Raw genomic sequence first — 21,595 nt, forward strand, 5'->3', positions numbered from 1 at the left:
CATCGCCGGGGCACAGCGTTCCACGGAAACGCGCGGTTATGGAAACTTGACTCAGCGTCCACAGGGCACTCACACCTCGGGGCCACGGGCGGCTCAGTTCCTCGCCGCCAGCCGCCCCGCCCCGGCGGGGTCCGGGCCGGTCGGGGCGGGTGGCGCGGCGGCCGCGGGGGGTCCGGCGGCGGGCCGGGTGGCGGCGCTGCTGGGGCTCGCCAGGGCTGCCGGAGCCACCGGGGCCGAAGGGGTGGTCGCCGCGGTCGGACTGGTCGGGCCGGTCGGCGTCGTCGAGCCCGGGCGGCTCGGGGCGCTCACGGAACCGTCCGCGTTGCGGGCCGGCAGCGCCTGGGCGCCGTCCGAGGTGACCCGGGTCGCGCCGATGTACTCCCTGGTGTCGATCTTGTCGTAGCGGATCACCGCGCCGGTGTGCGGCGCGTTGATCATGTAGCCGCCGCCGACGTAGATCCCGACGTGGTGGATGCTCCGCGGATCGTTCAGGTCCGTCGCCCAGAACACCAGGTCGCCCGGCCGCAGCTGATCGCGCGACGGGTGCGGGCCGGCGTACCACTGGTCGTTCGCCACCCGGGGCAGCGTGATGCCCACGCTGGCGTACGCCGCCTGGGTCAGGCCCGAGCAGTCGAACCGCCCGTTCTGCGAGGGCAGCCCCTCCCCGCCCCACAGGTACGGCGTCCCGAGCTTGCTCTGCGCGAAGTAGATCGCCGCGGCCGACTGCCCGGACACCTCCACCGGCGCCGTGGGCACGGTGAAGCTGCGGGCCATCGCCTGAATGTTCCTCACATAGCCCTGGGTCTCCTTGTACGGCGGCACCCCGTTGTACTTGGTCACCGCGTACGGGCCGGCGTTGTAGGCGGCCAGCAGGTTGGCCTGCCGGTCGCCCGGGACCTTGGCGACGTCCTTCGCGAGCGCGCAGTCGAAGGTGGCCGCCGAGGCGATCGCGTCCAGCGGGTCCCAGACGTCCTTCTTGCCGTCCCCATTGGCATCCGTGCCGTACGCCGCCCAGGTATCGGGCATGAACTGCGCCATTCCCTGTGCCCCGACGCCCGATTGGGCCTTCGGATCGAAACCGCTTTCCTGGTAGAGCTGTGCCGCGAGCATCGGCGGCGAGATCTCCGGGCAGAGCGCGCCCCACTGCTGGATCGGCGCCTGGAACGCCGCCGGGACCGTCCCCGGCGAGAGTGCGGCGCGATTTGCCGACTGCTGCGGCGTCCCACTCGCCGCGAACGTCCCCACCGTCACCAAACCGAGCAACCCGAACGTCACAACTCCCGCAGCGGCGGCGGCCGTACCGGCCTTCCGGAGTACCATCAGCACCATCCCGACGAATCGTCAGTCGAAGTGTTCCGGAAGGCGTTGCTCACCGCAATCATCAGAGATACAAAGAGTGAGCGCTATCCTTCGTACGGTGGACATCCTCGCGTACGTGCCCGGTACCTCACGACCAATCCGCGAGAAGTAGCCAAGTCGACATCAGATCTGGCCAAGAATAGGTACCGACCCTTCGCGCGGGCGGGGTCAGGGCCCTTGAATTTGCCTGATCGGGCGGTGAGATGGAAATGAACCTGAGCAGCGTGCACACGAACGCGATCGGCCACCTGGCCGAGGACCCACCAAAGAAGCCGAATATCGACACCATCATCGGCGGGATCGCCCCGGACTGGGGCCCGTTCGCGACCCTCGGGTCGGAGGCCAGGGTGATGGTCGAGGTCATCATGGCCGTCGCCATCCTCCTCTGCCTCGGCATCGCCGTCTGGGGGGCGGCCAAACAGCGGATCGGTGCGACCGCGATGCGTGACAGCTTCGGCGCCGAACAGGGCAAGGGGCTGATCGTCGCCGGTCTGACCGGCGTGTTCATCATTGGATCACTCGGCACTCTGTTCACCATTGTCTACGGCATGGCGATCTGACGATCGGACAGCAGTAGCCAGGCCCGCCCGCCCCGGGGCCAGGTCCCCGTCCGGACCGCCCCGAGCCCACCCGCCAGCAGTCCACCCCCCCCGTTCCCACCCTCCGTCCGCGCCCGCCCCCGGCGGAGGGCCCCCGGAGCCCCCCGGCTCCCCGCACCAGGAGGGCCGCCGTGCCGTTGTCCGACGACCAGCCGCACACCCGTACGCGGCTGCCGGTCGGCGAACAGCCCTCCTCCCAGCCGACCCAGCGTCAGGCCCGACCGCTCCGCACCCTGCTGACCGTCCTCGTGGTCGTCACCCTGCTCGTCGTGGCCATCTCCATCGCCAACCGCGACAAACCCGACCCCGGCAGCACCGGCCGCTCCGCCGACCACGCCGCCCCCACCGCGCCCGCCGGCGCCGGCCCCGCCCCCAGCGGCGACCAGCCCGTCGGCACCACCACCAACGGCATCGGCTCCGGCTACCCGCACACCGACCAGGGCGCCCAGTCCGCCGCCGCCAACTACGCGGTGGCGATCGGCTCCGCCGACATGTTCCGCGCCGACAGCCGCCACACCATCGTCGCCACCATCGCCGACCCGGGCGCGGTCTCGGGCCTGCAGAGCCGCCTGGACCAGGGGTTCGGCGGCGACACCGCCGCCCGTTACGGCCTCGACGCCCAAGGCCGCGCGCCCAAGGGCCTCACGTTCGTCAGCCGCACCGTCCCGGTCGGCGCCAAGTCGACCGGCTACAGCGACGGCGACGCCAAGGTCGAGGTCTGGTGCACCGGCCTCACCGGCCTCGCCGGCGAACACTCGGTCCAGCCCGTGACGACGAACTGGTTCACCCTCACGCTCTCGCTCCACTGGACGGGCAGCGACTGGAAGCTCACCGACTTCACCAGCAAGCAGGGCCCCGCGCCGATGCCGGGGGACCAGCAGGCCGCCACCGCCGACGAGATCACCGGCGCCGTCCAGCAGCTCGGGGGGTTCCGCTATGCCCGTTGACCAGACCTCACACCGCTCCACGGCACGCCGAGCGGGCACGCTGGCGGGCGCGTTCGCCGCCTTGCAGGTCGCGGCGCTGCTGGCGGCCCAGCGGGTGTTCGCCGAGCCGACACCGACGGCCACGCCGACGCCGACCACGACGCCGAGCGCCAACTGCCCTGATCTGCCGATCTCCGGCAACGGCATTCTCTGCGTGGACAAGCCGGGCGTCGGCTCGCTTCCGGGCGGTGGGGCCATCGGGAGTGTGGCCGATCCGTTGGGGTCGTTGGCCAAGGGGTGTGCCCAGGCGGCGGCTTGGGTGGTGCGGAAGTTGTCGAGCGCGATCGACGGGACGACGCAGGTGGACTTCACCAATGCGTCGTTCCTGCAGCAGTACGCGGTGGTGTTCGCCGTGTCGACGGTGATCACGCTGGTGCTGTGGCTGCTGGCGGTGACGAAGCGGGCGGTGCGGGGGGCGCCGTTGGCGACGGCGTTCACGGAGGCGATCGGCTTCCTGTGGCTGACCGTCGTGGCGTCCGCGTTCACGCCGCTGATCCTCTACACCGTGGTGAGCGTGACGGACGGGCTGACCAAGGCGATCGCGGTGGGGACGAAGTCGGACACCGGGTCGTACCTGGGCGCGTTCGCCGACACCCTGGAGAAGGGGGACATGGGCGGCGGCCCGCTGATCCTGATCATCGTGTCGTTGGTGGCGGTGCTGGCGGCGGCGGTGCTCTGGATCGAGCTGCTGATCCGGGCGGCGATGCTGTACGTGGGCGCGCTGCTGGGTACGGCGGTGTACGCGGGGTTGGTGGACAAGCAGCTGTGGAAGCACGTGCGCCGGTGGGCGGGGGTGATGGTGGCGGTGGACCTGGCGAAGCCGATCATCGTGGTCATCCTGGGCCTGGCGGGTGCGGTGGCGTCGGGGGCCGGGGCCAGCGACGACTTCGCGCGGGTGCTGTCGGGGCTGGCGATCCTGTTCCTGTCGATCTTCGCGAGCGCCGCCGTGTACCGCTTCGTGCCGGGCTTCGGCGACGAGATCATGAACATGCGCCATGCCCGGGCGAGTGCGGTGTCGGCCGGTTCGGCGATGATCAACGGCACCGCGAACCTGATGAAGCAGGGCATCACCACCCACGGTGACCGCGGGCCGGTCGGTGCGGGTGGTGGCGGCGGCGGGGGTGCGGGCGGCGGTTCGGTCGCGCCGGGCATCGCCGCGCACGCCGGGCGGACGCCGGCGCCACCACCGCAGGCCGGGCCGCCGCAGACCTCGGTTCCGATCCGCGACAGCAACTCAGCGAAGGGAGGGTGACGGGTAAGTGAGCAGTGAACCGCTCGGCCAGTACGGAGCCCAGTACGCCCAGCCGTACGTGCACCAGCGCCGCACCTACCTGATCGGCAAGGCCCGCCCGAACGCGCCGATCGGCCGCAACCGGGAGTCCGGCGAGATCGTCCTGATCATCTTCGGGGCGTTCCTCGGCATGCTCTGGGGCCTGCTGATGCCGATCCTGCCGCTGCGGATCGGCGGCCTGATCGGCCTGCCCATGGTGGCCATCGCGGCGGTGTACGTGCCGTACCGCAGGCGGACGTTCTACAAGTGGGCGGAGATCAACCGCACCTACCGCCGGACGGTGCGCAGCGGCCGGTCGGTGTGGCGCTCGGACGTGATGGACGCCGGGACCCGGATGGACGGCCGGGAGGTGGAGGTCGGCCCGCCGCCCGGGGTGGGGCGGCTGCGCTGGCTGGCCGCGCCGTTCGGGCCGGACGAGGTCGGGGTGCTGATGCACCTGGAGCGGCGGACGGTGACGGCCGCGATCGAGATCGAGGGCCCGGGTGTCGGCCTGCGCGACTCGGAGGACCAGGAGGCGCTGGTCGACCGGTTCGGCACGCTGCTGAAGCACGTCGCCAACGGGGACGGCTTCGTGACCCGGTTGCAGATCCTGGCCCGGACGCTGCCGGCCGACCCGGACGCGCACGCCAAGGACGTCGAGCGGCGCGGGGACCACGACGCGCCGCGCTGGCTGCAGGACTCGTACGACCAGTTGCAGTCGATGGTGTCGACCTCCTCGGAGCAGCACCGGGCGTACCTGGTGGCCTGCATGCACTACACCCGCGACCTGGCGGCCGAGGCGCACGCGATGGGCCGTACGGCGACCGGTCGGCGGGCCCGGGACGACGAGGGGCTGGCGGCCGTGATGGCGCGCGAGCTGACCGACATCTGCGCCCGGCTGGCGGAGGCGGACATCCGGGTGCGCCAGCCGTTGGGGCAGGCCCGGCTCTCCTCGCTGCTGCACTCGATGTACGACCCGGACCACCCGATCGACCACATCCAGGCGATGTCCCGGCGCAACGCCTGGCCGGCCGAACTGGACGCGACCAACCCGCAGTACCTGGAGGCGAAGACCCGCGAGTCGGCGACCCGGGAGCCGTGGTGCCACGCCACCGCGTGGATCAAGGAGTGGCCGCTGACCCCGGTGGGGGTCAACTTCCTGGCGCCGCTGCTGGTGCACACCCCGGACGTGATCCGGACGGTCGCGGTGACGATGGACCTGGAGCCCACCGACGTCGCGATCGAGCGGATGCTGACCGAGAAGACCAACGACGAGGCGGAGGCCAGCCGCGCGGCCAAGATGAACCGGACGGTCGACCCGCGCGACCTGGCCCACACCGGCCGGGTGGACCAGCGCGGCGACGACCTGGCCTCCGGTGCGGCCGGGGTGAACCTGGTCGGCTACATCACGGTGTCCTCGCGCAACCCCGACGCGCTGGCCCGGGACAAGCGCACCATCCGGGCCTCGGCCGGCAAGAGCTACCTCAAGCTGGAGTGGTGCGACCGCGAGCACCACCGGGCCTTCGTCAACACCCTGCCGTTCGCGACCGGCATCCGCCGCTGACGCCCGGTCCGCACCGCTCCACCACCGCCCGTCGACCAGACCAGGAGGCCGTACATGGCGCTCGGCAACCTCTCCGAGGCGTTCACCAGCCTGATGTTCGGCAAGGTGGAGACCACCCGGCTGCCGGTGCGCACCTCCACCGGCCAGGCGCAGGCGGTCTACCTGCCCACTGCCGCGCCGGGGCTGGGCGACTCGGGCGTGATCATCGGCCGTGAGGTGTACAGCGGCAAGGGGTACGTCTACGACCCCTTCCAGCTGTACGGGCAGCAGCTGCCGGCCCCGCACTGGCTGGTGCTCGGCGAGTCCGGCAACGGCAAGTCGGCGCTGGAGAAGACGTACGTGCTGCGGCAGTTGAGGTTCCGCGACCGGCAGGTCGTGGTGCTCGACGCGCAGGGCGAGGACGGCGTCGGCGAGTGGAACCTGATCGCCAACGCGCTGGGCATAAAGTCGATCCGGCTCGACCCGATGGCCGCCCGGGACGGCGGGGTGAAGCTCAACCCGCTGGACCCGGCGATCACCCAGACCGGCCAGTTGTCGCTGCTGCGCACCATCGTCGAGGTGGCGATGGGGCGGGGCCTGGAGGAGCGGGCCGGGTTCGCGCTGAAGGCCGCGCACGCCCATGTGGTGGCGACGGTGAAGGACCGTCAGCCGGTGCTGGACGACATCATCGACACCCTGCGCAGCCCCGAGCTGTCCTCGGTGGAGTCGCTGGGCGTGGCGGTGGACGAGGTGCAGTCCTGGGGCCTGGACGTGGCGCTGGTGCTGGACCGGCTGGTCGACGGCGACCTGCGCGGCATGTTCGACGGGTCGACCACCGACGGCATCGACCTGGACGCGCCGCTGATCGTCTTCGACCTCTCGCACATCGACCGCAACTCGATCGCGATGCCGATCCTGATGGCGATCGTCGGCGTGTGGCTGGAGCACACCTGGATCCGGCCGGACCGGAAGAAGCGCATCTTCCTGGTCGAGGAGGCCTGGCACATCATCAACAGCCCCTTCGTGGCACAGCTGTTCCAGCGGCTGCTGAAGTTCGGCCGCCGGCTCGGGCTCTCCTTCGTCGCGGTGGTGCACCACCTGTCCGACGTGGTGGACGGTGCGGCGGCCAAGGAGGCGTCGGCGATCCTGAAGATGGCCTCCACCCGGACGATCTACATGCAGAAGGCGGAGGAGGCGCGGTCCACCGGCCGGGTGCTGGGCCTGCCGCGCTGGGCGGTGGAGATCATCCCCACCCTGTCGCCGGGCATCGCGGTCTGGGACGTCAACGGCAATGTCCAGGTGGTCAAGCACATCATCACCGAGGCCGAGCGGCCGCTGGTGTACACCGACCGTGCGATGACCGAGGACGCGGTGGCCGAACGGGACCGGGCCGAGCGGCAGTTGGCGGCCGAGCCGGGAGTCTGAGCGGCCTGGTCGGGGGCTTGAGCGGTCGGGTCGGGGGGCCTGGGCGGGTCGGGCGGGTGGTCTGGGCGGGGGCACCGGCGCTGGTCGGACGGCGACGGTTCGTCAGGAGGTAATCCTCTCGTTACGTTCGACGTCCTGACAGCTACGCGCGTTGACTCTAGGCTTCACAGGCGCAACACATCACCCAGACGCCCGGTCAAGTCCACAGCGGGCGCTCCTCCAAGGTGCAGGGGACCCTCATGCTCACCGTCAGATCCCGACGCGCGGCGCTCGCCGTCGTCGCCGCCGCAGGTCTGGTCGGCACGGTGGCCGTGCCGACGGCCGCGCAGGCCGCCGACGCCAACGCCAAGCGTCACAAGACCGTCAACCTCCAGCTGCTGGCGATCAACGACTTCCACGGCAACCTGGAGCCCCCGGCCGGTTCGTCCGGCACCATCCGGGAGATCGACCCGGCCACCGGCAAGGAGGTCTCGACCCCGGCCGGTGGCATCGAGTACCTGGCCACCGAGCTGCGCAAGGCCCGGATCCCGGCCGACGACTCGATCACCGTCGCGGCCGGCGACATCATCGGCGCCAGCCCGCTCACCTCGGCGCTCTTCCACGACGAGCCGACCATCGAGGCGATGGACAAGCTCGGCCTGGACGTCACCTCGGTCGGCAACCACGAGTTCGACGAGGGCGCGCAGGAGCTGCTGCGCATGCAGGACGGCGGCTGCCACCCGGTCGACGGCTGCTACGAGCCCGGCCGCACGTTCAAGGGCGCCAACTTCAACTACCTGTCGGCCAACGTCACCGACGAGAAGACCGGCAAGCCGCTGCTGGCCCCGTACTGGGTGACCAAGTCCCAGGGCGTGAAGGTCGGCTTCATCGGCGTCACCCTGGAGGGCACGCCGAACATCGTGACCGCCGAGGGCGTCAAGGGCCTGAAGTTCGCCAACGAGGTCACCACGATCAACAAGTACGCCGCCGAGCTCAAGGCCAAGGGCGTCAACTCGATCGTCGCGCTGATCCACGAGGGCGGGTACCCGGCCAGCAGCGTCTACAACTACGACTGCGGCCCGGCCGGCCAGGGCATCTCCGGTCCGATCGTCGACATCTCCAAGAAGCTCGACCCGTCGATCGGCGCCATCGTCACCGGCCACACCCACAACGCGTACGCCTGCACCATCCCCGACCCCAACGGCGTCCCGCGCTCGGTCACCAGCGCCGCCTCCTTCGGCCGGCTGTACACCGAGATCGACATGAAGCTGGACAAGACCACCGGCGAGATCGTCCGCCCGACGGTCAAGGCCGAGAACCACGTGGTGCGCCGCACCGTCGAGAAGGCGCCCGACATGACGGCGCTGGTCGACCACTACTCCAAGCTGGCCGCCCCGATCGCCAACCGGCCGATCGGCTACATCGCCTCGGACATCAACGGCCGCGGCAACAGCGACCTGGAGAAGCCGCTCGGTGACCTGATCGCCGACGCGCAGGTGGAGGGGCTCGCCCCGGCCGCCAAGGGCGGGGCGCAGGTCGCCTTCATGAACCCCGGCGGCATCCGCTCCGACCTGGTCTACAAGGCCTCCGGCGCCGAGGGCGACGGCGTGGTGACCTACGGCGAGGCGTTCACCGTCCAGCCGTTCACCAACATGATGCAGGTCAAGACGCTGACCGGCGCCCAGCTGGTGCAGCTGCTCCAGCAGCAGGTCAGCGGCTCCAACGCGGCCGCGCCGAAGATCCTCCAGGCGTCCTCGGGCCTCCACTACACCCTGGACATGCGCAAGACCGGTGCGGACCGGGTGGTCGTCGACTCGATCCGGCTGAACGGCGCCCCGATCGACCAGGCCGCCAAGTATCGGGTCGCGGCCAACGAGTTCCTGGCCGGCGGCGGCGACGGCTTCCCGGCCTTCGCGGCCGGCACCGACAAGCTCGTCGGCGCCTCCGACCTGGACGTCTTCGCCGCCTACCTGGGTGCCCACAGCTCGGCGGCCTCGCCGCTGAAGGCCCCGGCGCAGGATCGGATCAAGGTCATCGGCCCGGGCGTCGACATCGACTGACCGTGAGCCGGTACAGGACGGGCGGGGCGCTGTCGGGGCGCCCCGCCCGTCCTGCGTTGTCCGCCCGTCCCGCCCTATTCGGGGGCGGGGCCGCCGGGCAGCCGGACGGTCGCCAGCGCGCCCGGGCCGCCGTCCCCGGCCGGGCCCAGCGACACCTCGCCGCCCGCCTCCCGGACGCTCTGCGCGACGATCGACAGGCCCAGGCCGGAACCGGGCAGCTGTCGCGAGGACGGCGAACGCCAGAACCGGTCGAACACGTACTGCAGTTCCTCCGGCGGAATGCCGGGGCCGTGGTCGCGGACGGTCAACACGCCCTGCTGGAGCCGGACTTCGATGGTGCCGCCGGGCGGGCTGTACTTGACCGCGTTGTCCAGCAGGTTGATCACCGCCCGTTCGAGCCCGGCGGCGTCGCCGTGCACGAACCAGGGATCGGTCGCGGTCTCGAAGACCAGCCCCGGGCCGCGCAGCTTCGCCCGCTCGACCGCCCGCCCGGCGATCTCGTGCAGGGCCACCACGGTGGGGTTGTGGACCGGCTTGGGGGAATCCGGGCGGGACAGCTGGAGCAGGTCCCCGATCAGGACGGTGAGCTCCTGCATCTGCGCCTTCATGTTGCCCAGCAGCTTGGTCTTGGTCGCGGCGGGCAGCGGGCGGCCCGTGTCGTTGCTGCGGATCAGCAGGTCGACGTTGGTGCGCAGCGAGGTGAGCGGGGTGCGCAGCTCGTGCCCGGCGTCGGCGATCAGACGGGTCTGCCGCTCGCGCGAGTTGGCGAGGGCGGTGCTCATCGAGTTGAAGGAGGTGGAGAGCCGGGCGATCTCGTCGTCCCCCTGGACGGGGATGGTGGTGCCGACCTCCTCGGTGCGGGCGATGTGCTCGACGGCGTCGGTGAGTTGGTCGACGGGCTTGAGCGCGGACCGGGCGACCACGCGGCCGGCGATGGCGGCGAGGATGATCCCGCCGAGGGCCACGCCGCCGAGGAGGAGTGCGAGCCGCTGGAGGGAGTCCTCGATGGGCTGGGAGGGGGTCGCCACCATGACGACGACGGGCACCTGGAAGCTGTGGTTCAGGGTCAGCCGGACGATCGCGGGGTCGCCGTTGGTGTACCGGCCGTCCCGGATGATCGACTGGCCCGGCTTGAGCCGGAATCCGGCGGCGTCCGCCGACGTGGCCACGATGGCCTTGGTCGCCCCGGGGGGCAGGCAGACGCCCTCGGCCCCGGCCCGGAGGAACTGGGTGTCCCGGGGGACGGCTCCGCTGATGTCCGGGATGACGACGCCGCGCTGGTTCTCCAGCGCGGCTTCCGGGGTGGCGTAGCAGACCAGGGGGTTCCTCCCGATCGGTGCTGCGGGAGCACCCGCCAGGTCCGCCCGGACCTGGTCGTACAGCTGCTTCTCCACGATGAACCAGCAGGCCAGCGCCGACAGGGCGATGGCCACCGCGACCGCGGCCGCGCTCAGGAAGGTGAGGCGGCTGCGGAGGGAGCGGGAGCGGAGCCAGTGGGAGAGGCGCCGGCGGCGGGGGACGCCGGGTGGAGCCAGTGGCGGGGGCGGGTAGGGCGTGGGGGAGGTCACGTGGTGGCGCCGGCGGCCGGGCGCAGGGCGTAGCCGACGCCGCGCACGGTCTGGATGAGGCGGGGCATGCCGCCCTGCTCGGTCTTGCGGCGCAGGTACATCACGTAGACGTCCAGGGAGTTGGAGGAGGGTTCGAAGTCGAAGCCCCAGACGGCCTTGAGGATCTGTTCGCGGGTGAGGACCTGGCGGGGGTGGGCGAGGAACATCTCCAGCAGCATGAACTCGGTGCGGGTGAGTTCGACGGGCTTGCCGGCGCGGGTGACCTCGCGGGTGGCGGTGTTCATCCGCAGGTCGCCGAAGGCCAGCACCTCGCTCTCGTCCTCGGCGGCGGCGCGGGCGGCGGCCTCGGTGGCGAGGGCGTTGCGGCGCAGCAGGGCGCGGACGCGGGCGAGCAGTTCGTCGAGTTCGAAGGGCTTGGCGAGGTAGTCGTCGGCGCCGACGTCCAGGCCGGTGACGCGGTCGCCGACGGCGTCGCGGGCGGTGAGCATCAGGACGGGGACGGTGTCGCCGCGGGAGCGCATCCGGCGGACGGCGGTGAGGCCGTCCATCCGGGGCATCATGATGTCCAGCAGGACGAGGTCGGGCCGGTCACGTTCGACGGATTCCAGGGCCTCGTAGCCGTCGGTGGCGGTGGCGACCTCGTAGCCCTCGAAGGCGAGGCTGCTCTCCAGGGCGTCCCGGAGGGCGGGTTCGTCGTCGACCACGAGGAGCCGGGCGGAGGGGTGGCCGGCCTCGGCGGCGGTGCGGTCGTCGGCGGACGGGGTCATGGGCTGCTGCCCTTTCTCGTCGGGTGGAGGGCCTGCTGGGGGTACCGGGGGTAATTGTCCGTCTTACAGGTTCTGGCCGGCCTCCAGTTTCGGCAGAACCTGCTTGATGTCGTTGATCGGGATGGCGAAGCCGAGGCCGACGCTGCCGGCGCTGCTGCTGCCGCCGCCGGCGGTGGAGCTGGCGCCGCTGGGGGCGTACATCGCCGAGTTGATGCCGATGACCTGGCCGTTGGCGTTGATGAGCGGGCCGCCGGAGTTGCCGGGGTTGAGGGCGGCGTCGGTCTGGAAGGCCTTGTAGGTGGTGGTGCTCCCGCTGTTCTGCTGGGGGAGGTTGCCGCGCGTGCCGGGCAGGTTGGGCAGGCCGGGCAGGCTGGGGAAGCCGAAGCCGCCGTTGCTGCTGGTGGTGCCCTCGTCGAGCTGGACGGTGACGTCGCGGTTCTCGGCGCTGATGATGCCGGAGGTGACGGTGCCGGTGAGGCCGTCCGGGTTGCCGATGGCGACGACGGGGTCGCCGACGGCCACACCGGAGGAGTCGCCGAGGGTGGCGGGGGTGAGGTTCTTGCCGCCGCTCGCGGTGATCACGGCGACGTCGAGGGACTTGTCGGTGCCGGTGACGGTGGCCGGGGCGGTGGAGCCGTCCTTGAAGGCGACGGTGATCTGGCCGCCGTCGGCGGCGGTGTCGATCACGTGGTAATTGGTGAGGATCCGTCCGCTGGTGTCGAGGATGACGCCGGTGCCGGTGGCGGTGCCGTTGCCGTTCTTGACGGTGATCTGGACGACGCTCGGCGAGACGGCGGCGGCGATGGCCGGCACGTCGGCGCCGCCGTCGGAGCGGGCGGAGACGGGGCTGGCGACGGTGCTGGTGCGGGCGGCGGAGCCGTGCTGCTCGGCGGCGACGAACCCGCCGGTGACGCCGCCGATGACGGCGGCGACCGCGGCGACGGCGGTGACCAGGGCGATCCGTCCGCGCAGCAGGCCGCGCCGGGCGCGGTTGCCGTGGCCGCCGTGGCCGCCGGGCTGGCCGGCGGTGGGCGGCTCGGGGGGCATGGGCGGGGGCGGGGTCGGGGAGTCGAAGCCGCCTGCCGAGTAGTCCTCGTGGTACCCGTAGGCGGTCGTGGCGGCGCTGCTGCCGAGGACGGTGCCCTCGACCACGCGGGGCTCGTACGGGCCGTACTGCTCGTCGTGGTGCTGCTGCTGTTCGCTCATGCCGACCAACGTCCGCCTGGTGGATGAGGATGGCATGAGAACCGGCTCAGAAGGGTCCGAGAAGCCCGTTGGGTTCTCATAAAGCCTGGTCAGGCGGTGTGCGGTGGCGGGTGGAGCGGAGTGCGCTACTCCGCTTCCCCGGTCGGGACCGCCGCGGCGCCGCCACAGCCGCAGGAACGGCGGATCACCAGGCGGGACGGGAACTTGCGGACCCGCTCGGTGTCCGATCCGGGCACCATCAGCGAGTCGTCGAGCACCAGGTCCACGGCGGCCCGGGCCATCGCGTCGCGGTCGGAGGCGACGGTGGTCAGCGGCGGGTCGGCGAGTGCGGCCTCGGGGACGTCGTCGAAGCCAGCCACCGCGAGGTCCTCCGGGACCTTCAGGCCGACCTCGCGGGCGGCCCGCAGCACGCCGATCGCCTGGTCGTCGGTGGAGCAGAAGATCGCCCGCGGCCGGTCCGGCGAGCGCAGCACCCCGAGCGCGACCTCGTACGCGCCGTAACGGTGGAAGGGCGCGTCGATCAGGTGGGGCTCGGTGGGCAGGCCGTGCGCGTCCATGGCGCGCTGCCAGCCCTCGACGTGGTCGATGACCGGGTCGCCGGGGGCGGGGGACTCGACCGGGCCGCCGAAGCAGGCCACGTACGGGTGCCCGTGCACCTCCAGCAGGTGGCGGACGACGGCCTCGGCGCCGCCCACGTCGTCGGTGACCACCGCGACGTCGTCGATCGCCTCGGGGCGGCGGTGCAGCAGCACGACCTTGGCGCCCTCCATCGCGGCGAACTCCTCGGCGGCGCGCTGCGAGGGGCCCTGGCTGACCAGGATCAGGCCGGAGACACGCATGCCGAGGAAGGCCCGGACGTAGTGCACCTCGCGGTCGTCCACGTAGTCGGAGTTGCCGATCAGCACGAGCTTGCCGCGCTCGGAGGCGGCCCGTTCCACGGCGTGCGCCATCTCGGCGAAGAAGGGCTGGCGGGCGTCCGGGACGACCATGCCGATCAGGTTGGTCCGGCGGGAGGCCATCGCCTGGGCGACGCTGTTCGGCCGGTAGCCGAGCTGCTCGATCGCGGCGAGGACCTTCTCCCGGGTCGCGGGCGCGACCGGGCGCGGCCCGTTGTTGATGACGTAGCTGACGACCGCGGTCGAGGTACCAGCCAGCCGGGCTACATCGTCGCGCGTCACTTTGGCCACGGGGGGAGTCTACGCGTGTGGCGTGCGCGTCGGCAGTGGGACCTGGGGCTTTCCGTCAGGGCTTTCGGCAGGTGCCCGGCAGGTGCCGGGGAGCGAACCGGACAAGCCGGGCGGGGGTGGCCCGCCCGGCCGTCGGTCAGGCCTCCAGCGGCGCCGAGGGGCGCTGGGCGAGCTCCGGGCGCTCGCCCTTCTCCGGCTTCTCCGGGACGACGAAGCGGTAGCCGACGTTGCGCACGGTGCCGATCAGCTGCTCGTGCTCGACGCCGAGCTTGGCGCGCAGCCGGCGGACGTGCACGTCCACCGTGCGGGTACCGCCGAAGTAGTCGTAGCCCCAGACCTCCTGCAGCAGCTGGGCCCGGGTGAAGACCCGGCCGGGGTGCTGGGCGAGGTACTTGATCAGCTCGAACTCCTTGAAGGTGAGGTCGAGCGCCCGGCCCTTGAGCTTGGCGGAGTAGGTGGCCTCGTCGACCGTGAGGTCGCCGTTGCGGATCTCCATCGGGCTGTCGTCGGTGCTGATGTGGAGCCGGCCGAGTGCGAGCCGCAGCCGGGCCTCGACCTCGGCCGGGCCGGCCGTGTCCAGCAGGACGTCGTCGATGCCCCACTCGGCGGTGACGGCGGCGAGGCCGCCCTCGGTCACCACCAGGATCAGCGGGCAGTCGATGCCGGTGGAGCGCAGCAGCTGGCAGAGGCTGCGGATCTGCGGCAGGTCGCGCCGGCCGTCGACCAGGATGACGTCCGCACTGGGGGTGTCCACCAGGGCGGATCCCTCGGCGGGGGCCACCCGGACGTTGTGCAGCAGCAGGCCGAGGGCCGGCAGCACCTCCGCGGAGGGTTGCAGAGCGTTGGTGAGGAGGAGGAGAGAACTCATACCCGGTAGTCCCCTTTCCGGGTCGTCGCGGTCGCGTTACGGCTGCCGCCACAGCCGGATGGCGCACGTGCTGAGGTCGGGGGGAGGTGGACGGACGCCCGAGGAGCGCCGGAGGGCCGGCCGGTGCGCAGGACGCGACGGCGCACGCGCCGAGGGTCCCGCAACCCTTGGCGCGCCGTTTCTGCCCTGTTCATCCCGCGAACCCTCCGGTTTGTTTCCGGTCCCGGGCGGCGGCCCGGGTGCCGGGTGGACACCCCGGCCGGCCGGGGCACGTCGTCGTGCCGCGTGGGGCGGGGCGGTTCCCGCGACGCGCCGGGGGTGGGCCGACGAATCGCAAGAATGTCCGTACTGGCGTCCTGAAAGCACAAAAGGACCCGGGGGCGACTCTGCCCGGATCCCTCTTGGACGTCGAGGATAGCCGACGGCCCTCCGCGCCGGGAGGGCTCGAATCCGGCGGTTCGCCCAATCCGGGCGCGCGCCGGGTGAGCCTGGACACAGCTTCGAGCCGTCCTCCGGGCCCCCTCGGCCAGGGCGATTGCCCCTAGTGGAGGCGGACACGCCATCATGGGACGCACATCGGCGGCGCCGTGCGAGTCCATCTTTCGGGTGGTCGGGCGGCCCGGTGGCGAGCCGGACCGGGGCACCGGGGCCGGGCGAGGACGACGAGAAGGGGTGGCCCCGATGGGTGCGACCACGGAGCCCGCGAGCGGCGCCCGGGTGCGCGGGACGATCCGCTACTGGGCGGCCGCGAAGTCCGAGGCCGGGCTGGCCGAGGAGCCGTACGAGGCGGTGACCCTGGCGGAGGCGCTGGCGCAGGCCAGGCGGCGGCACGCGGACCGGCCGAAGCTCGTCCAGTTGCTCGGGCACTGCTCCTACCTGGTCGACGGCTCCCAGGTCGGCGGCCGGGACCACACGACCGTGGCCCTCACCGAGGGCGGCACGGTCGAGGTGCTGCCGCCGTTCGCGGGAGGCTGAGCGGCGTGACGGACATGAACAACGCGAACCAGGGCGGCTACGGCGAGTGGCCGCAGCAGCCCCAGCCGCAGTACCCGCAGTACCCGCAGCCCCCGTACCCGCAGGCCCAGGCGCCGCAGCCGGGGCAGCAGCCGCCGTACGGCCACCCGGGGTACGGGCAGCCGCCGATGGACGACGCGGCGACCACGCTGCTGCCGCCCGTCCCCGCGATGGACGACGCCACGGCGACCACGCTGTTGCCGCCCGTGCCGCCGATGGACGACGCGGCCACCACGCTGCTGCCGCCCGTGCCCCCGATGGAGGACGCGGCCGCGACGACGCTGCTGCCGCCGGTGGTCGTGTCCGGCGCGATGCCGCCCGCCCCGCCGGCCTGGACGCCCGCCCCGCCGCCGGCACGGCACGCCGCGCCGCCGCAGGCCCGGCACGCCGCTCCGGCGCCGGGCCCGCAGCGGGCGGCCCCGCCGATGGCGCCCCCGCAGCAGGGAGCGCCCGCCCTCGACTCGCCGACCATGACGCTCAAGCGGCCGGTCGTCCCCGGCGGCCCGGCGGGCGCCCCGGCCGCGCCGCCGTACGCGGCCGTCCCGGCGCAGCCCGCGCCGGTGGCGCCGCCCGCCGGCCCGCGCGGCCGGACCGGTTCGCCGATCATCGATCCGGGCCTGCAGCCCGCGCTGATCACCGCCGGCGTGGCCGCGCTGCTGGCCGGCGGCGCCGCGCTCGGGCAGGTGGCGCTGGCACTGGTGGTGGCGCTGCTCCAGGTGCTGACGGCGGCCGGCTGGTTCCGGCTGAACGGGATGTGGCCGGCCCGCCAGGGCATCGCGCTCGCCGCGCTGGCCGGGCTGACCGCGGACGCGGCGGTGCTGCTGGCGGACTCCGAGGGCAGCGTGGCGGCGGTGGTCGGCACGCTGGGCGGGTTCTTCCTACTGGTCCTGGTGCTGCAGACGTTCCGCCCCTCGGACCCGAAGGAGCGGTTCTACGCGCTGACGGTGCTCGGCTCGGCCACGGTGGTGACGGCGCTGTGCACCTCGCTGCTGGTGGCCGACTGGGTGCCGGCCGGGGTGGGCGCGGTCGCGCTGGCCACCGTGCTGGCCGCGGCGCCGCTGCCCGGTCCGAAGCTGCTGGGTCCGGTGCTGGGCCTGGCGGCGGCGGTGCTGCTGGGTCTGCTGGTGGGCGCGCCGCCGGCGCTGGGGGTGCTGGCGGGGCTGGGTGCGCTGGTCGGCCGACGCGTCGCGGCGTACGACTTCCCGTCCCGGTTCGTGCACATGACGGCGGGTGTGGCGTTGCCGCTGGCGGTGGCCTCGCCGCTGATCTGGATCGCCACGGACCTGCTGGCCGGCTGACACCCGGCAGACGACCGGCGAGTCCCGCTCCGGAACCATGCTCCGGGGCGGGACGTCGTACGGTCGGGCGGGAACGGCCTTGGCCGGGGGCCGCCATGGAACGCCGGGCAGGGAACGCCGGGCGAGGAACACCGAACGAGGACAGCGAACGACAAGGGCGACCGGCGACGACAGGGAGTGCGATGCGCGGATGGCTGAAGGCGACGATCGGCCTGGTGGTGCTCGCCGGCCTGCTGGTCGGCGCCGACCGGATCGCGGTCGGGGTGGCCGAGGACCAGGCCGCCGACCGGATGGTGAGCAGCGGCCGGATGAGCCAGCGGCCGGACATCTCGATCGAGGGCTTCCCGTTCCTCACCCAGGCGCTGTCGATGAAGCTGGACGACGTCCGGATCTCCTCCGACGGCCTGACCGTCGGCGACGGCGGCCGCCAGGTGGCGCTGCGCTCCTTCAAGGCCCGGCTGTCCGGCGTCACGGTGAGCGACAGCCTGAAGAGCGCCACGGTGGACAGCGGCACCGGCAGCGGCCTGATCTCGTACGCGGACCTCGCGCAGCTGCTGCCGCCGGCCTCCCAGCTGATGTCGGGGGCGGGCAAGCTGCCGGTGGGCGGCAACACCCGGCTGGCCCTGTCGTACGGCGGGCCGGGCAAGATCAAGGCCGCGCTGGGGCCGATCGCGGTCGGCGAGGGTTCGCTGCACAACAACGGGAGCACCGTCACGGTGGACGGCTTCCAGCTCAGCGCGCTGGCCGGGATGTTCGCCGGGGTCACCGACCAGCGGCTGGCGCCGATGAGCTTCACCCTCGACTCGCTCCCGGCCGGGCTGAAGCTGGCCGACAAGGACGGGGCGACGCCGCTGCCGGAGGGCGTGCAGCTGACCTTCGAGGGCAAGGGCGTCAAGCTGCTGGACTGACCGGCCGGTCACTTCCACTCCCGTGCCGCTCCTTCCCTCGGTTCCTTCCTCCCGTTCCTTCCGCTCCTTCCGTCTCTTGCGTTCCGCTCCGCGAGACGCGCCGTCCGGCGCGTCTCGCGGAGCGGTGTCGTTTCCGCCCGTTGTGGGCCGTCCGGGGCCGCCGGTCTCGGACGGGACGGCTGCCCGGCAGACCATGAAAGGGTCAAATCTCAGTATTCGGTCTATCTGGTCTCGGCATTCGGTACGCTGATGACAGCGGGCCTTCGGTGTCCCTAGCATCGTCGACATGAAGCGACAGACGGATCTCACGAAGCGGCGGGCGGTCGACCTGTGCCGCGTGGCCGCCTGTCTGTGTCGAATGCGCTAACTCGGCGTTTTGGCTGGGCAGTTGAAGCCCGCCGCCGATTTTCCCGGTGACCTTGCCCGGCCACCCCGGCCGGCCGTCGCCGCCGCACCCCGCAGCTCCCCGCCCGGTCGGCCCGGACCACCACCCTCGTCCCAGTATTCGGACAGGAATTCGGACCGCAGTCGCCCGGGCACCCAGCAGCACCTCCCGAGCAGAACCTTCCGCACACCGCCCTCGGATGGAGAACACCACCATGAGCCGCAGCGACGTCCTGGTCGACGCCGACTGGGTCCAGGCCCACCTGGACGACCCGAAGGTCGTCATCGTCGAGGTCGACGAGGACACCTCCGCGTACGACAAGAACCACATCCGCAACGCCGTCCGGATCGACTGGAAGCAGGACCTCCAGGACCCGGTCCGCCGCGACTTCATCGACCAGGCCGGCTTCGACGCGCTGCTCAGCGCCAAGGGCATCGCCAACGACGACACCGTCGTGCTCTACGGCGGCAACAACAACTGGTTCGCCTCGTACGCCTACTGGTACTTCAAGCTGTACGGCCACGGTGACGTCCGCCTGCTGGACGGCGGCCGCAAGAAGTGGGAGCTGGACTCCCGCGACCTGGTCGCCGAGGTGCCGGCCCGCGAGGCCACCGAGTACCGGGCGCAGGCCGTCGACTCCTCGATCCGCGCCTTCCGCGACGACGTGCTCGCGGCCATCGGCCAGCTCAACCTGGTCGACGTCCGTTCGCCCGACGAGTTCTCCGGCAAGCTGCTCGCCCCGGCGCACCTCCCGCAGGAGCAGTCGCAGCGCCCCGGCCACGTGCCGAGCGCCCGCAACATCCCGTGGGCCAAGAACGCCAACGACGACGGCACCTTCAAGAGCGACGACGAGCTCAAGGCGCTGTACGAGGCCGAGGGCATCGACCTGGCGAAGGACACCATCGCCTACTGCCGCATCGGCGAGCGCTCCGCGCTCACCTGGTTCGTCCTGCACGAGCTGCTCGGCCAGGAGAACGTCAAGAACTACGACGGTTCGTGGACCGAGTACGGCAGCCTCGTCGGCGTGCCGATCGAGCTCGGCAGCAACTGAGCCCGCGGCTCGACCGTCGTCAGAAGGGAAGACAAGACATGTGCGGTGCGAAGGCCGGCGGCCCGGACCTGGCAGGAGTTGACGTGGCGAACGAAACGATCATCCAGGGTTCGGTGACCCGCGACGGTGAGCCGGTCAACGGCTACGTCCGGCTGCTCGACGAGGGGGGCGAGTTCACGGCCGAGGTGCCCACCTCGGCGACCGGCCAGTTCCGGTTCTTCGCCCGCCCGGGCAAGTGGACCCTGCGCGCGCTGGTGCCGGGCCAGACCGTGGACCGTCAGGTGGTGGCCTCCCAGGGCACCGCCGTCGAGGTCGCGATCGCGGTCTGATCGACGCCCGATCGACCCGATCGACCCGATCCACCTGATCCGCCCGATCCACCAGATCCGCGGACGAAGTACACCGAGGGCCCTGCCGCGGCAGGGCCCTCGGTCGTACCGTGGAGGCGTGCAGACAAGGCGGCGGCGGCACTACTACTTCGCCCTGATGGGCGTCTGCCTGGGCCTGTTCGTGCTGGCCTGGGGCGTGGTGAGGTTCTTCTCCGTGCCCGCCGCGATCGGCATGTGCGTGGTCGCGATGGTGATCCCGCCGGCCGCCGCCGTGTTCGCCAACAAGCGGGACCCGGACGACGACTGGTGGAACGACCCGCGCTGGGACGACCCGAAGTGGGACGATCCCGGCCACGACCGGGACCGCCCCGACCACGAGGAGCACCCGTAGGCGTCAGTAGACGAGTGCCTGGACGTTGTCCGCCATGATCTCGCTGACGAAGACCTGCGCGCCCGCGATCCGGACGCCCTCGACGGTGTCCTGCTGCACGATCCCCCGGCGGGCCGCACACTGGGTGCACAGCGTCACCGAGCCGCTCGCGAGGATCGCCTCCAGCAGGTCCGGAAGCGGTGCCGCGTGCGGCAGTTCGAACTCCGCCGCCCGCCCCGGCAGGGCGAACCAGGAGGACTCCCCGGTCAGCCAGAGCGAGACCTCGATCCCGCTGGCGACGGCCACCGCCGCGACGGTGAACGCCTGCGAACACCGCTCCGGCGCATCGGCCCCGGCGGTGACCTTGATGACGAGTTTCTTCGACATGGCGCCACCTTAGAGGGCTCGCGGCCCCCGCTCGCCGTCATCCCAGGATCCCTTGGGGAAACCTTGGACGGCGGGGGAGAATCGGCGCGAACGATGACGTGGTGGGGCTCACCGCGACCGGCCGATGACCGGCGGATAGAGTGAGCGGCAGCAAAATCCACCACACTGTCGCCGCCTGGGAGCCACCCGTGTCCGGTCTGGAAATCTTCTTCGACGGTCTGCTGGCCCTCATGGCCGTGCTGATCACCTGGTTCGCCATCTTCTCGGTGATGAAGCTCTACCAGGGCCAGCGCTGATCCTGCCGTACGGTTGAGGCAGCCCACACCGACGACGACAGCGACCAGGAACATGATCGAGATCCCCTCTGACCTCCACAAGGACGTCGTCCCGCTCGCCTTCCTCCTCGGCACTTGGGAGGGCGCGGGCGTCTATGACTTTCCGGGCGCCGAGAAGTGCAACTTCGGCCAGGAGATCGTGATCCGGCACGACGGCCGGCCCTTCCTGGAGTTCCGCTCCCGCACCTGGGTGCTGGACAACGAGGGCGAGAAGGTCCGTCCGCTGGAGAACGAGCACGCGTTCTGGCGCATCACCAGCAACCACGACGGCACCAGCGGCGTCCGCGGGATCGAGATCTCCTCCGTCCGCGACGACGGCACCGTGGAGATCTGGTACGGCGAGCTGGCCGACGGCAAGCCGCAGATCGACGTCTCCACGGACGCGGTCGCCCGGATCGAGGGCTCGCCGGAGTACTCGGGCGGCAAGCGGCTGTACGGCTTCGTCAACGAGGAGCTGCTCTGGGTCGGCGAGAAGGCCGCCCCGAACGTGCCGCTGCGCCCGTACATGTCGGCCCAGCTGAAGAAGGTGCTCAGCCCGGCCCAGCTGATCAAGGACATCAACGACCTGCCGGACGACGGCATCGCGTTCTTCAAGTGAGCCCGGCGCTCCGCTGAGCGGTACGGCTTTCGCGTGAGGTAGGGACCGGCCGCCGGCCGGTCCCTACACTTGCCTCAGGACCCCCGACCTTGGCAGGGACAGC

Annotated in this window: 21 protein-coding genes; 14 read left to right on the plus strand and 7 right to left on the minus strand. The window is 71.8% G+C overall.

The window, feature by feature from the left end; translation table 11 throughout:
- Positions 1-93 precede the first annotated feature (93 nt).
- Entirely contained in the window at positions 94-1,320 is a 1,227-nt protein-coding gene (locus ACFVHI_RS21835; RefSeq protein WP_380341833.1) for an NlpC/P60 family protein, read from the minus strand.
- Between the two features lie 248 nt (positions 1,321-1,568).
- Between ACFVHI_RS21835 and ACFVHI_RS21840 the strand changes: the two genes are divergently transcribed.
- From ACFVHI_RS21840 to ACFVHI_RS21865, 6 genes are all read left to right on the plus strand, one after another.
- Entirely contained in the window at positions 1,569-1,919 is a 351-nt protein-coding gene (locus ACFVHI_RS21840) for a hypothetical protein (RefSeq protein ID WP_063348277.1), read from the plus strand.
- 170 nt (positions 1,920-2,089) lie between these two features.
- On the plus strand, positions 2,090-2,905 hold the full coding sequence (locus ACFVHI_RS21845; RefSeq protein WP_063348276.1) for a hypothetical protein: 816 nt from the start codon (positions 2,090-2,092) through the stop codon (positions 2,903-2,905).
- Entirely contained in the window at positions 2,895-4,196 is a 1,302-nt protein-coding gene (locus ACFVHI_RS21850; protein WP_380341837.1) for a hypothetical protein, read from the plus strand. The genes ACFVHI_RS21845 and ACFVHI_RS21850 overlap by 11 nt, the downstream gene beginning before the upstream one ends.
- Before the next feature lie 7 nt (positions 4,197-4,203).
- Positions 4,204-5,778, plus strand: coding sequence for an SCO6880 family protein (locus ACFVHI_RS21855; RefSeq protein WP_063348275.1), 1,575 nt, complete (start codon positions 4,204-4,206; stop codon positions 5,776-5,778).
- 54 nt (positions 5,779-5,832) lie between these two features.
- A complete protein-coding gene (locus tag ACFVHI_RS21860; RefSeq protein WP_063348274.1) occupies positions 5,833-7,182 on the plus strand; it encodes an ATP-binding protein in 1,350 nt (449 codons plus the stop codon).
- 239 nt (positions 7,183-7,421) lie between these two features.
- Positions 7,422-9,221 carry a bifunctional UDP-sugar hydrolase/5'-nucleotidase gene (locus ACFVHI_RS21865; RefSeq protein WP_063348273.1) on the plus strand — a complete coding sequence of 600 codons (1,800 nt, stop codon included), beginning with the start codon at positions 7,422-7,424 and terminating at the stop codon, positions 9,219-9,221.
- A 74-nt stretch (positions 9,222-9,295) separates the two neighbouring features.
- On the opposite strand, the gene ACFVHI_RS21870 is transcribed toward ACFVHI_RS21865, so the two are convergent.
- The 5 genes from ACFVHI_RS21870 to ACFVHI_RS21890 all read right to left on the minus strand — a co-directional run bounded on the left by ACFVHI_RS21870 (position 9,296) and on the right by ACFVHI_RS21890 (position 14,817).
- Entirely contained in the window at positions 9,296-10,789 is a 1,494-nt protein-coding gene (locus tag ACFVHI_RS21870; RefSeq protein ID WP_380341842.1) for a sensor histidine kinase, read from the minus strand.
- Positions 10,786-11,556 carry a response regulator transcription factor gene (locus ACFVHI_RS21875; RefSeq protein WP_063348272.1) on the minus strand — a complete coding sequence of 257 codons (771 nt, stop codon included), beginning with the start codon at positions 11,554-11,556 and terminating at the stop codon, positions 10,786-10,788. Before ACFVHI_RS21875 ends, ACFVHI_RS21870 begins: the two co-directional genes overlap by 4 nt.
- Before the next feature lie 63 nt (positions 11,557-11,619).
- Positions 11,620-12,762, minus strand: coding sequence for a S1C family serine protease (locus ACFVHI_RS21880; RefSeq protein ID WP_380341846.1), 1,143 nt, complete (start codon positions 12,760-12,762; stop codon positions 11,620-11,622).
- A gap of 125 nt (positions 12,763-12,887) precedes the next feature.
- A complete protein-coding gene (locus ACFVHI_RS21885; RefSeq protein WP_363632082.1) occupies positions 12,888-13,949 on the minus strand; it encodes a LacI family DNA-binding transcriptional regulator in 1,062 nt (353 codons plus the stop codon).
- Between the two features lie 136 nt (positions 13,950-14,085).
- Positions 14,086-14,817, minus strand: a complete 732-nt coding sequence (locus ACFVHI_RS21890) for a response regulator transcription factor (protein ID WP_380341850.1) — start codon at positions 14,815-14,817, stop codon at positions 14,086-14,088.
- A gap of 681 nt (positions 14,818-15,498) precedes the next feature.
- Here ACFVHI_RS21890 and ACFVHI_RS21895 point away from each other — a divergent pair.
- The 7 genes from ACFVHI_RS21895 (at position 15,499) to ACFVHI_RS21925 (ending at position 20,193) form a co-directional block, all read left to right on the plus strand.
- Positions 15,499-15,792: a MoaD/ThiS family protein gene (locus ACFVHI_RS21895; RefSeq protein ID WP_063351215.1), complete on the plus strand. Its 294-nt coding sequence runs from the start codon at positions 15,499-15,501 to the stop codon at positions 15,790-15,792.
- A 5-nt stretch (positions 15,793-15,797) separates the two neighbouring features.
- Positions 15,798-17,129 carry a hypothetical protein gene (locus ACFVHI_RS21900; protein ID WP_380341854.1) on the plus strand — a complete coding sequence of 444 codons (1,332 nt, stop codon included), beginning with the start codon at positions 15,798-15,800 and terminating at the stop codon, positions 17,127-17,129.
- A gap of 182 nt (positions 17,130-17,311) precedes the next feature.
- Complete coding sequence (locus ACFVHI_RS21905) at positions 17,312-18,037, plus strand: DUF2993 domain-containing protein (RefSeq protein WP_380341857.1); 726 nt, start codon at positions 17,312-17,314, stop codon at positions 18,035-18,037.
- 286 nt (positions 18,038-18,323) lie between these two features.
- Positions 18,324-18,404 (plus strand): Ms5788A family Cys-rich leader peptide, encoded by an 81-nt coding sequence (locus ACFVHI_RS21910; RefSeq protein ID WP_350517234.1) that lies wholly within the window; start codon positions 18,324-18,326, stop codon positions 18,402-18,404.
- Between the two features lie 232 nt (positions 18,405-18,636).
- Positions 18,637-19,473, plus strand: a complete 837-nt coding sequence (locus ACFVHI_RS21915) for a sulfurtransferase (RefSeq protein ID WP_350885168.1) — start codon at positions 18,637-18,639, stop codon at positions 19,471-19,473.
- A gap of 38 nt (positions 19,474-19,511) precedes the next feature.
- Positions 19,512-19,802, plus strand: a complete 291-nt coding sequence (locus ACFVHI_RS21920; protein WP_030059605.1) for a DUF1416 domain-containing protein — start codon at positions 19,512-19,514, stop codon at positions 19,800-19,802.
- Between the two features lie 118 nt (positions 19,803-19,920).
- The gene (locus ACFVHI_RS21925) at positions 19,921-20,193 is read left to right on the plus strand and encodes a DUF3099 domain-containing protein (protein ID WP_079135696.1); all 273 of its coding nucleotides are present in this window, start codon (positions 19,921-19,923) and stop codon (positions 20,191-20,193) included.
- Between the two features lie 3 nt (positions 20,194-20,196).
- Here the strand turns inward: ACFVHI_RS21925 and ACFVHI_RS21930 are convergent, their stop codons facing one another.
- Positions 20,197-20,559, minus strand: a complete 363-nt coding sequence (locus ACFVHI_RS21930; protein WP_063348267.1) for a DsrE family protein — start codon at positions 20,557-20,559, stop codon at positions 20,197-20,199.
- A 348-nt stretch (positions 20,560-20,907) separates the two neighbouring features.
- Between ACFVHI_RS21930 and ACFVHI_RS21935 the strand changes: the two genes are divergently transcribed.
- On the plus strand, positions 20,908-21,492 hold the full coding sequence (locus tag ACFVHI_RS21935) for an FABP family protein (protein ID WP_363376755.1): 585 nt from the start codon (positions 20,908-20,910) through the stop codon (positions 21,490-21,492).
- The last annotated feature ends 103 nt before the right edge of the window (positions 21,493-21,595 follow it).

This window comes from Kitasatospora sp. NPDC127121 (assembly GCF_042677305.1).
Classification (GTDB): Bacteria; Actinomycetota; Actinomycetes; order Streptomycetales; family Streptomycetaceae; genus Kitasatospora.

What these genes read in the sequence shown, in the direction of transcription:
- ACFVHI_RS21880 (WP_380341846.1), bottom strand. Translation starts at nt 12,762, where the DNA reads ATGAGCGAACAGCAGCAGCACCACGACGAGCAGTACGGCCCGTACGAG.
- ACFVHI_RS21935 (WP_363376755.1), top strand. Translation starts at nt 20,908, where the DNA reads ATGATCGAGATCCCCTCTGACCTCCACAAGGACGTCGTCCCGCTCGCC.
- ACFVHI_RS21890 (WP_380341850.1), bottom strand. Translation starts at nt 14,817, where the DNA reads ATGAGTTCTCTCCTCCTCCTCACCAACGCTCTGCAACCCTCCGCGGAG.
- ACFVHI_RS21910 (WP_350517234.1), top strand. Translation starts at nt 18,324, where the DNA reads ATGAAGCGACAGACGGATCTCACGAAGCGGCGGGCGGTCGACCTGTGC.
- ACFVHI_RS21905 (WP_380341857.1), top strand. Translation starts at nt 17,312, where the DNA reads ATGCGCGGATGGCTGAAGGCGACGATCGGCCTGGTGGTGCTCGCCGGC.
- ACFVHI_RS21835 (WP_380341833.1), bottom strand. Translation starts at nt 1,320, where the DNA reads ATGGTACTCCGGAAGGCCGGTACGGCCGCCGCCGCTGCGGGAGTTGTG.
- ACFVHI_RS21920 (WP_030059605.1), top strand. Translation starts at nt 19,512, where the DNA reads ATGTGCGGTGCGAAGGCCGGCGGCCCGGACCTGGCAGGAGTTGACGTG.
- ACFVHI_RS21860 (WP_063348274.1), top strand. Translation starts at nt 5,833, where the DNA reads ATGGCGCTCGGCAACCTCTCCGAGGCGTTCACCAGCCTGATGTTCGGC.
- ACFVHI_RS21865 (WP_063348273.1), top strand. Translation starts at nt 7,422, where the DNA reads ATGCTCACCGTCAGATCCCGACGCGCGGCGCTCGCCGTCGTCGCCGCC.
- ACFVHI_RS21850 (WP_380341837.1), top strand. Translation starts at nt 2,895, where the DNA reads ATGCCCGTTGACCAGACCTCACACCGCTCCACGGCACGCCGAGCGGGC.
- ACFVHI_RS21895 (WP_063351215.1), top strand. Translation starts at nt 15,499, where the DNA reads ATGGGTGCGACCACGGAGCCCGCGAGCGGCGCCCGGGTGCGCGGGACG.
- ACFVHI_RS21915 (WP_350885168.1), top strand. Translation starts at nt 18,637, where the DNA reads ATGAGCCGCAGCGACGTCCTGGTCGACGCCGACTGGGTCCAGGCCCAC.
- ACFVHI_RS21875 (WP_063348272.1), bottom strand. Translation starts at nt 11,556, where the DNA reads ATGACCCCGTCCGCCGACGACCGCACCGCCGCCGAGGCCGGCCACCCC.
- ACFVHI_RS21930 (WP_063348267.1), bottom strand. Translation starts at nt 20,559, where the DNA reads ATGTCGAAGAAACTCGTCATCAAGGTCACCGCCGGGGCCGATGCGCCG.
- ACFVHI_RS21840 (WP_063348277.1), top strand. Translation starts at nt 1,569, where the DNA reads ATGAACCTGAGCAGCGTGCACACGAACGCGATCGGCCACCTGGCCGAG.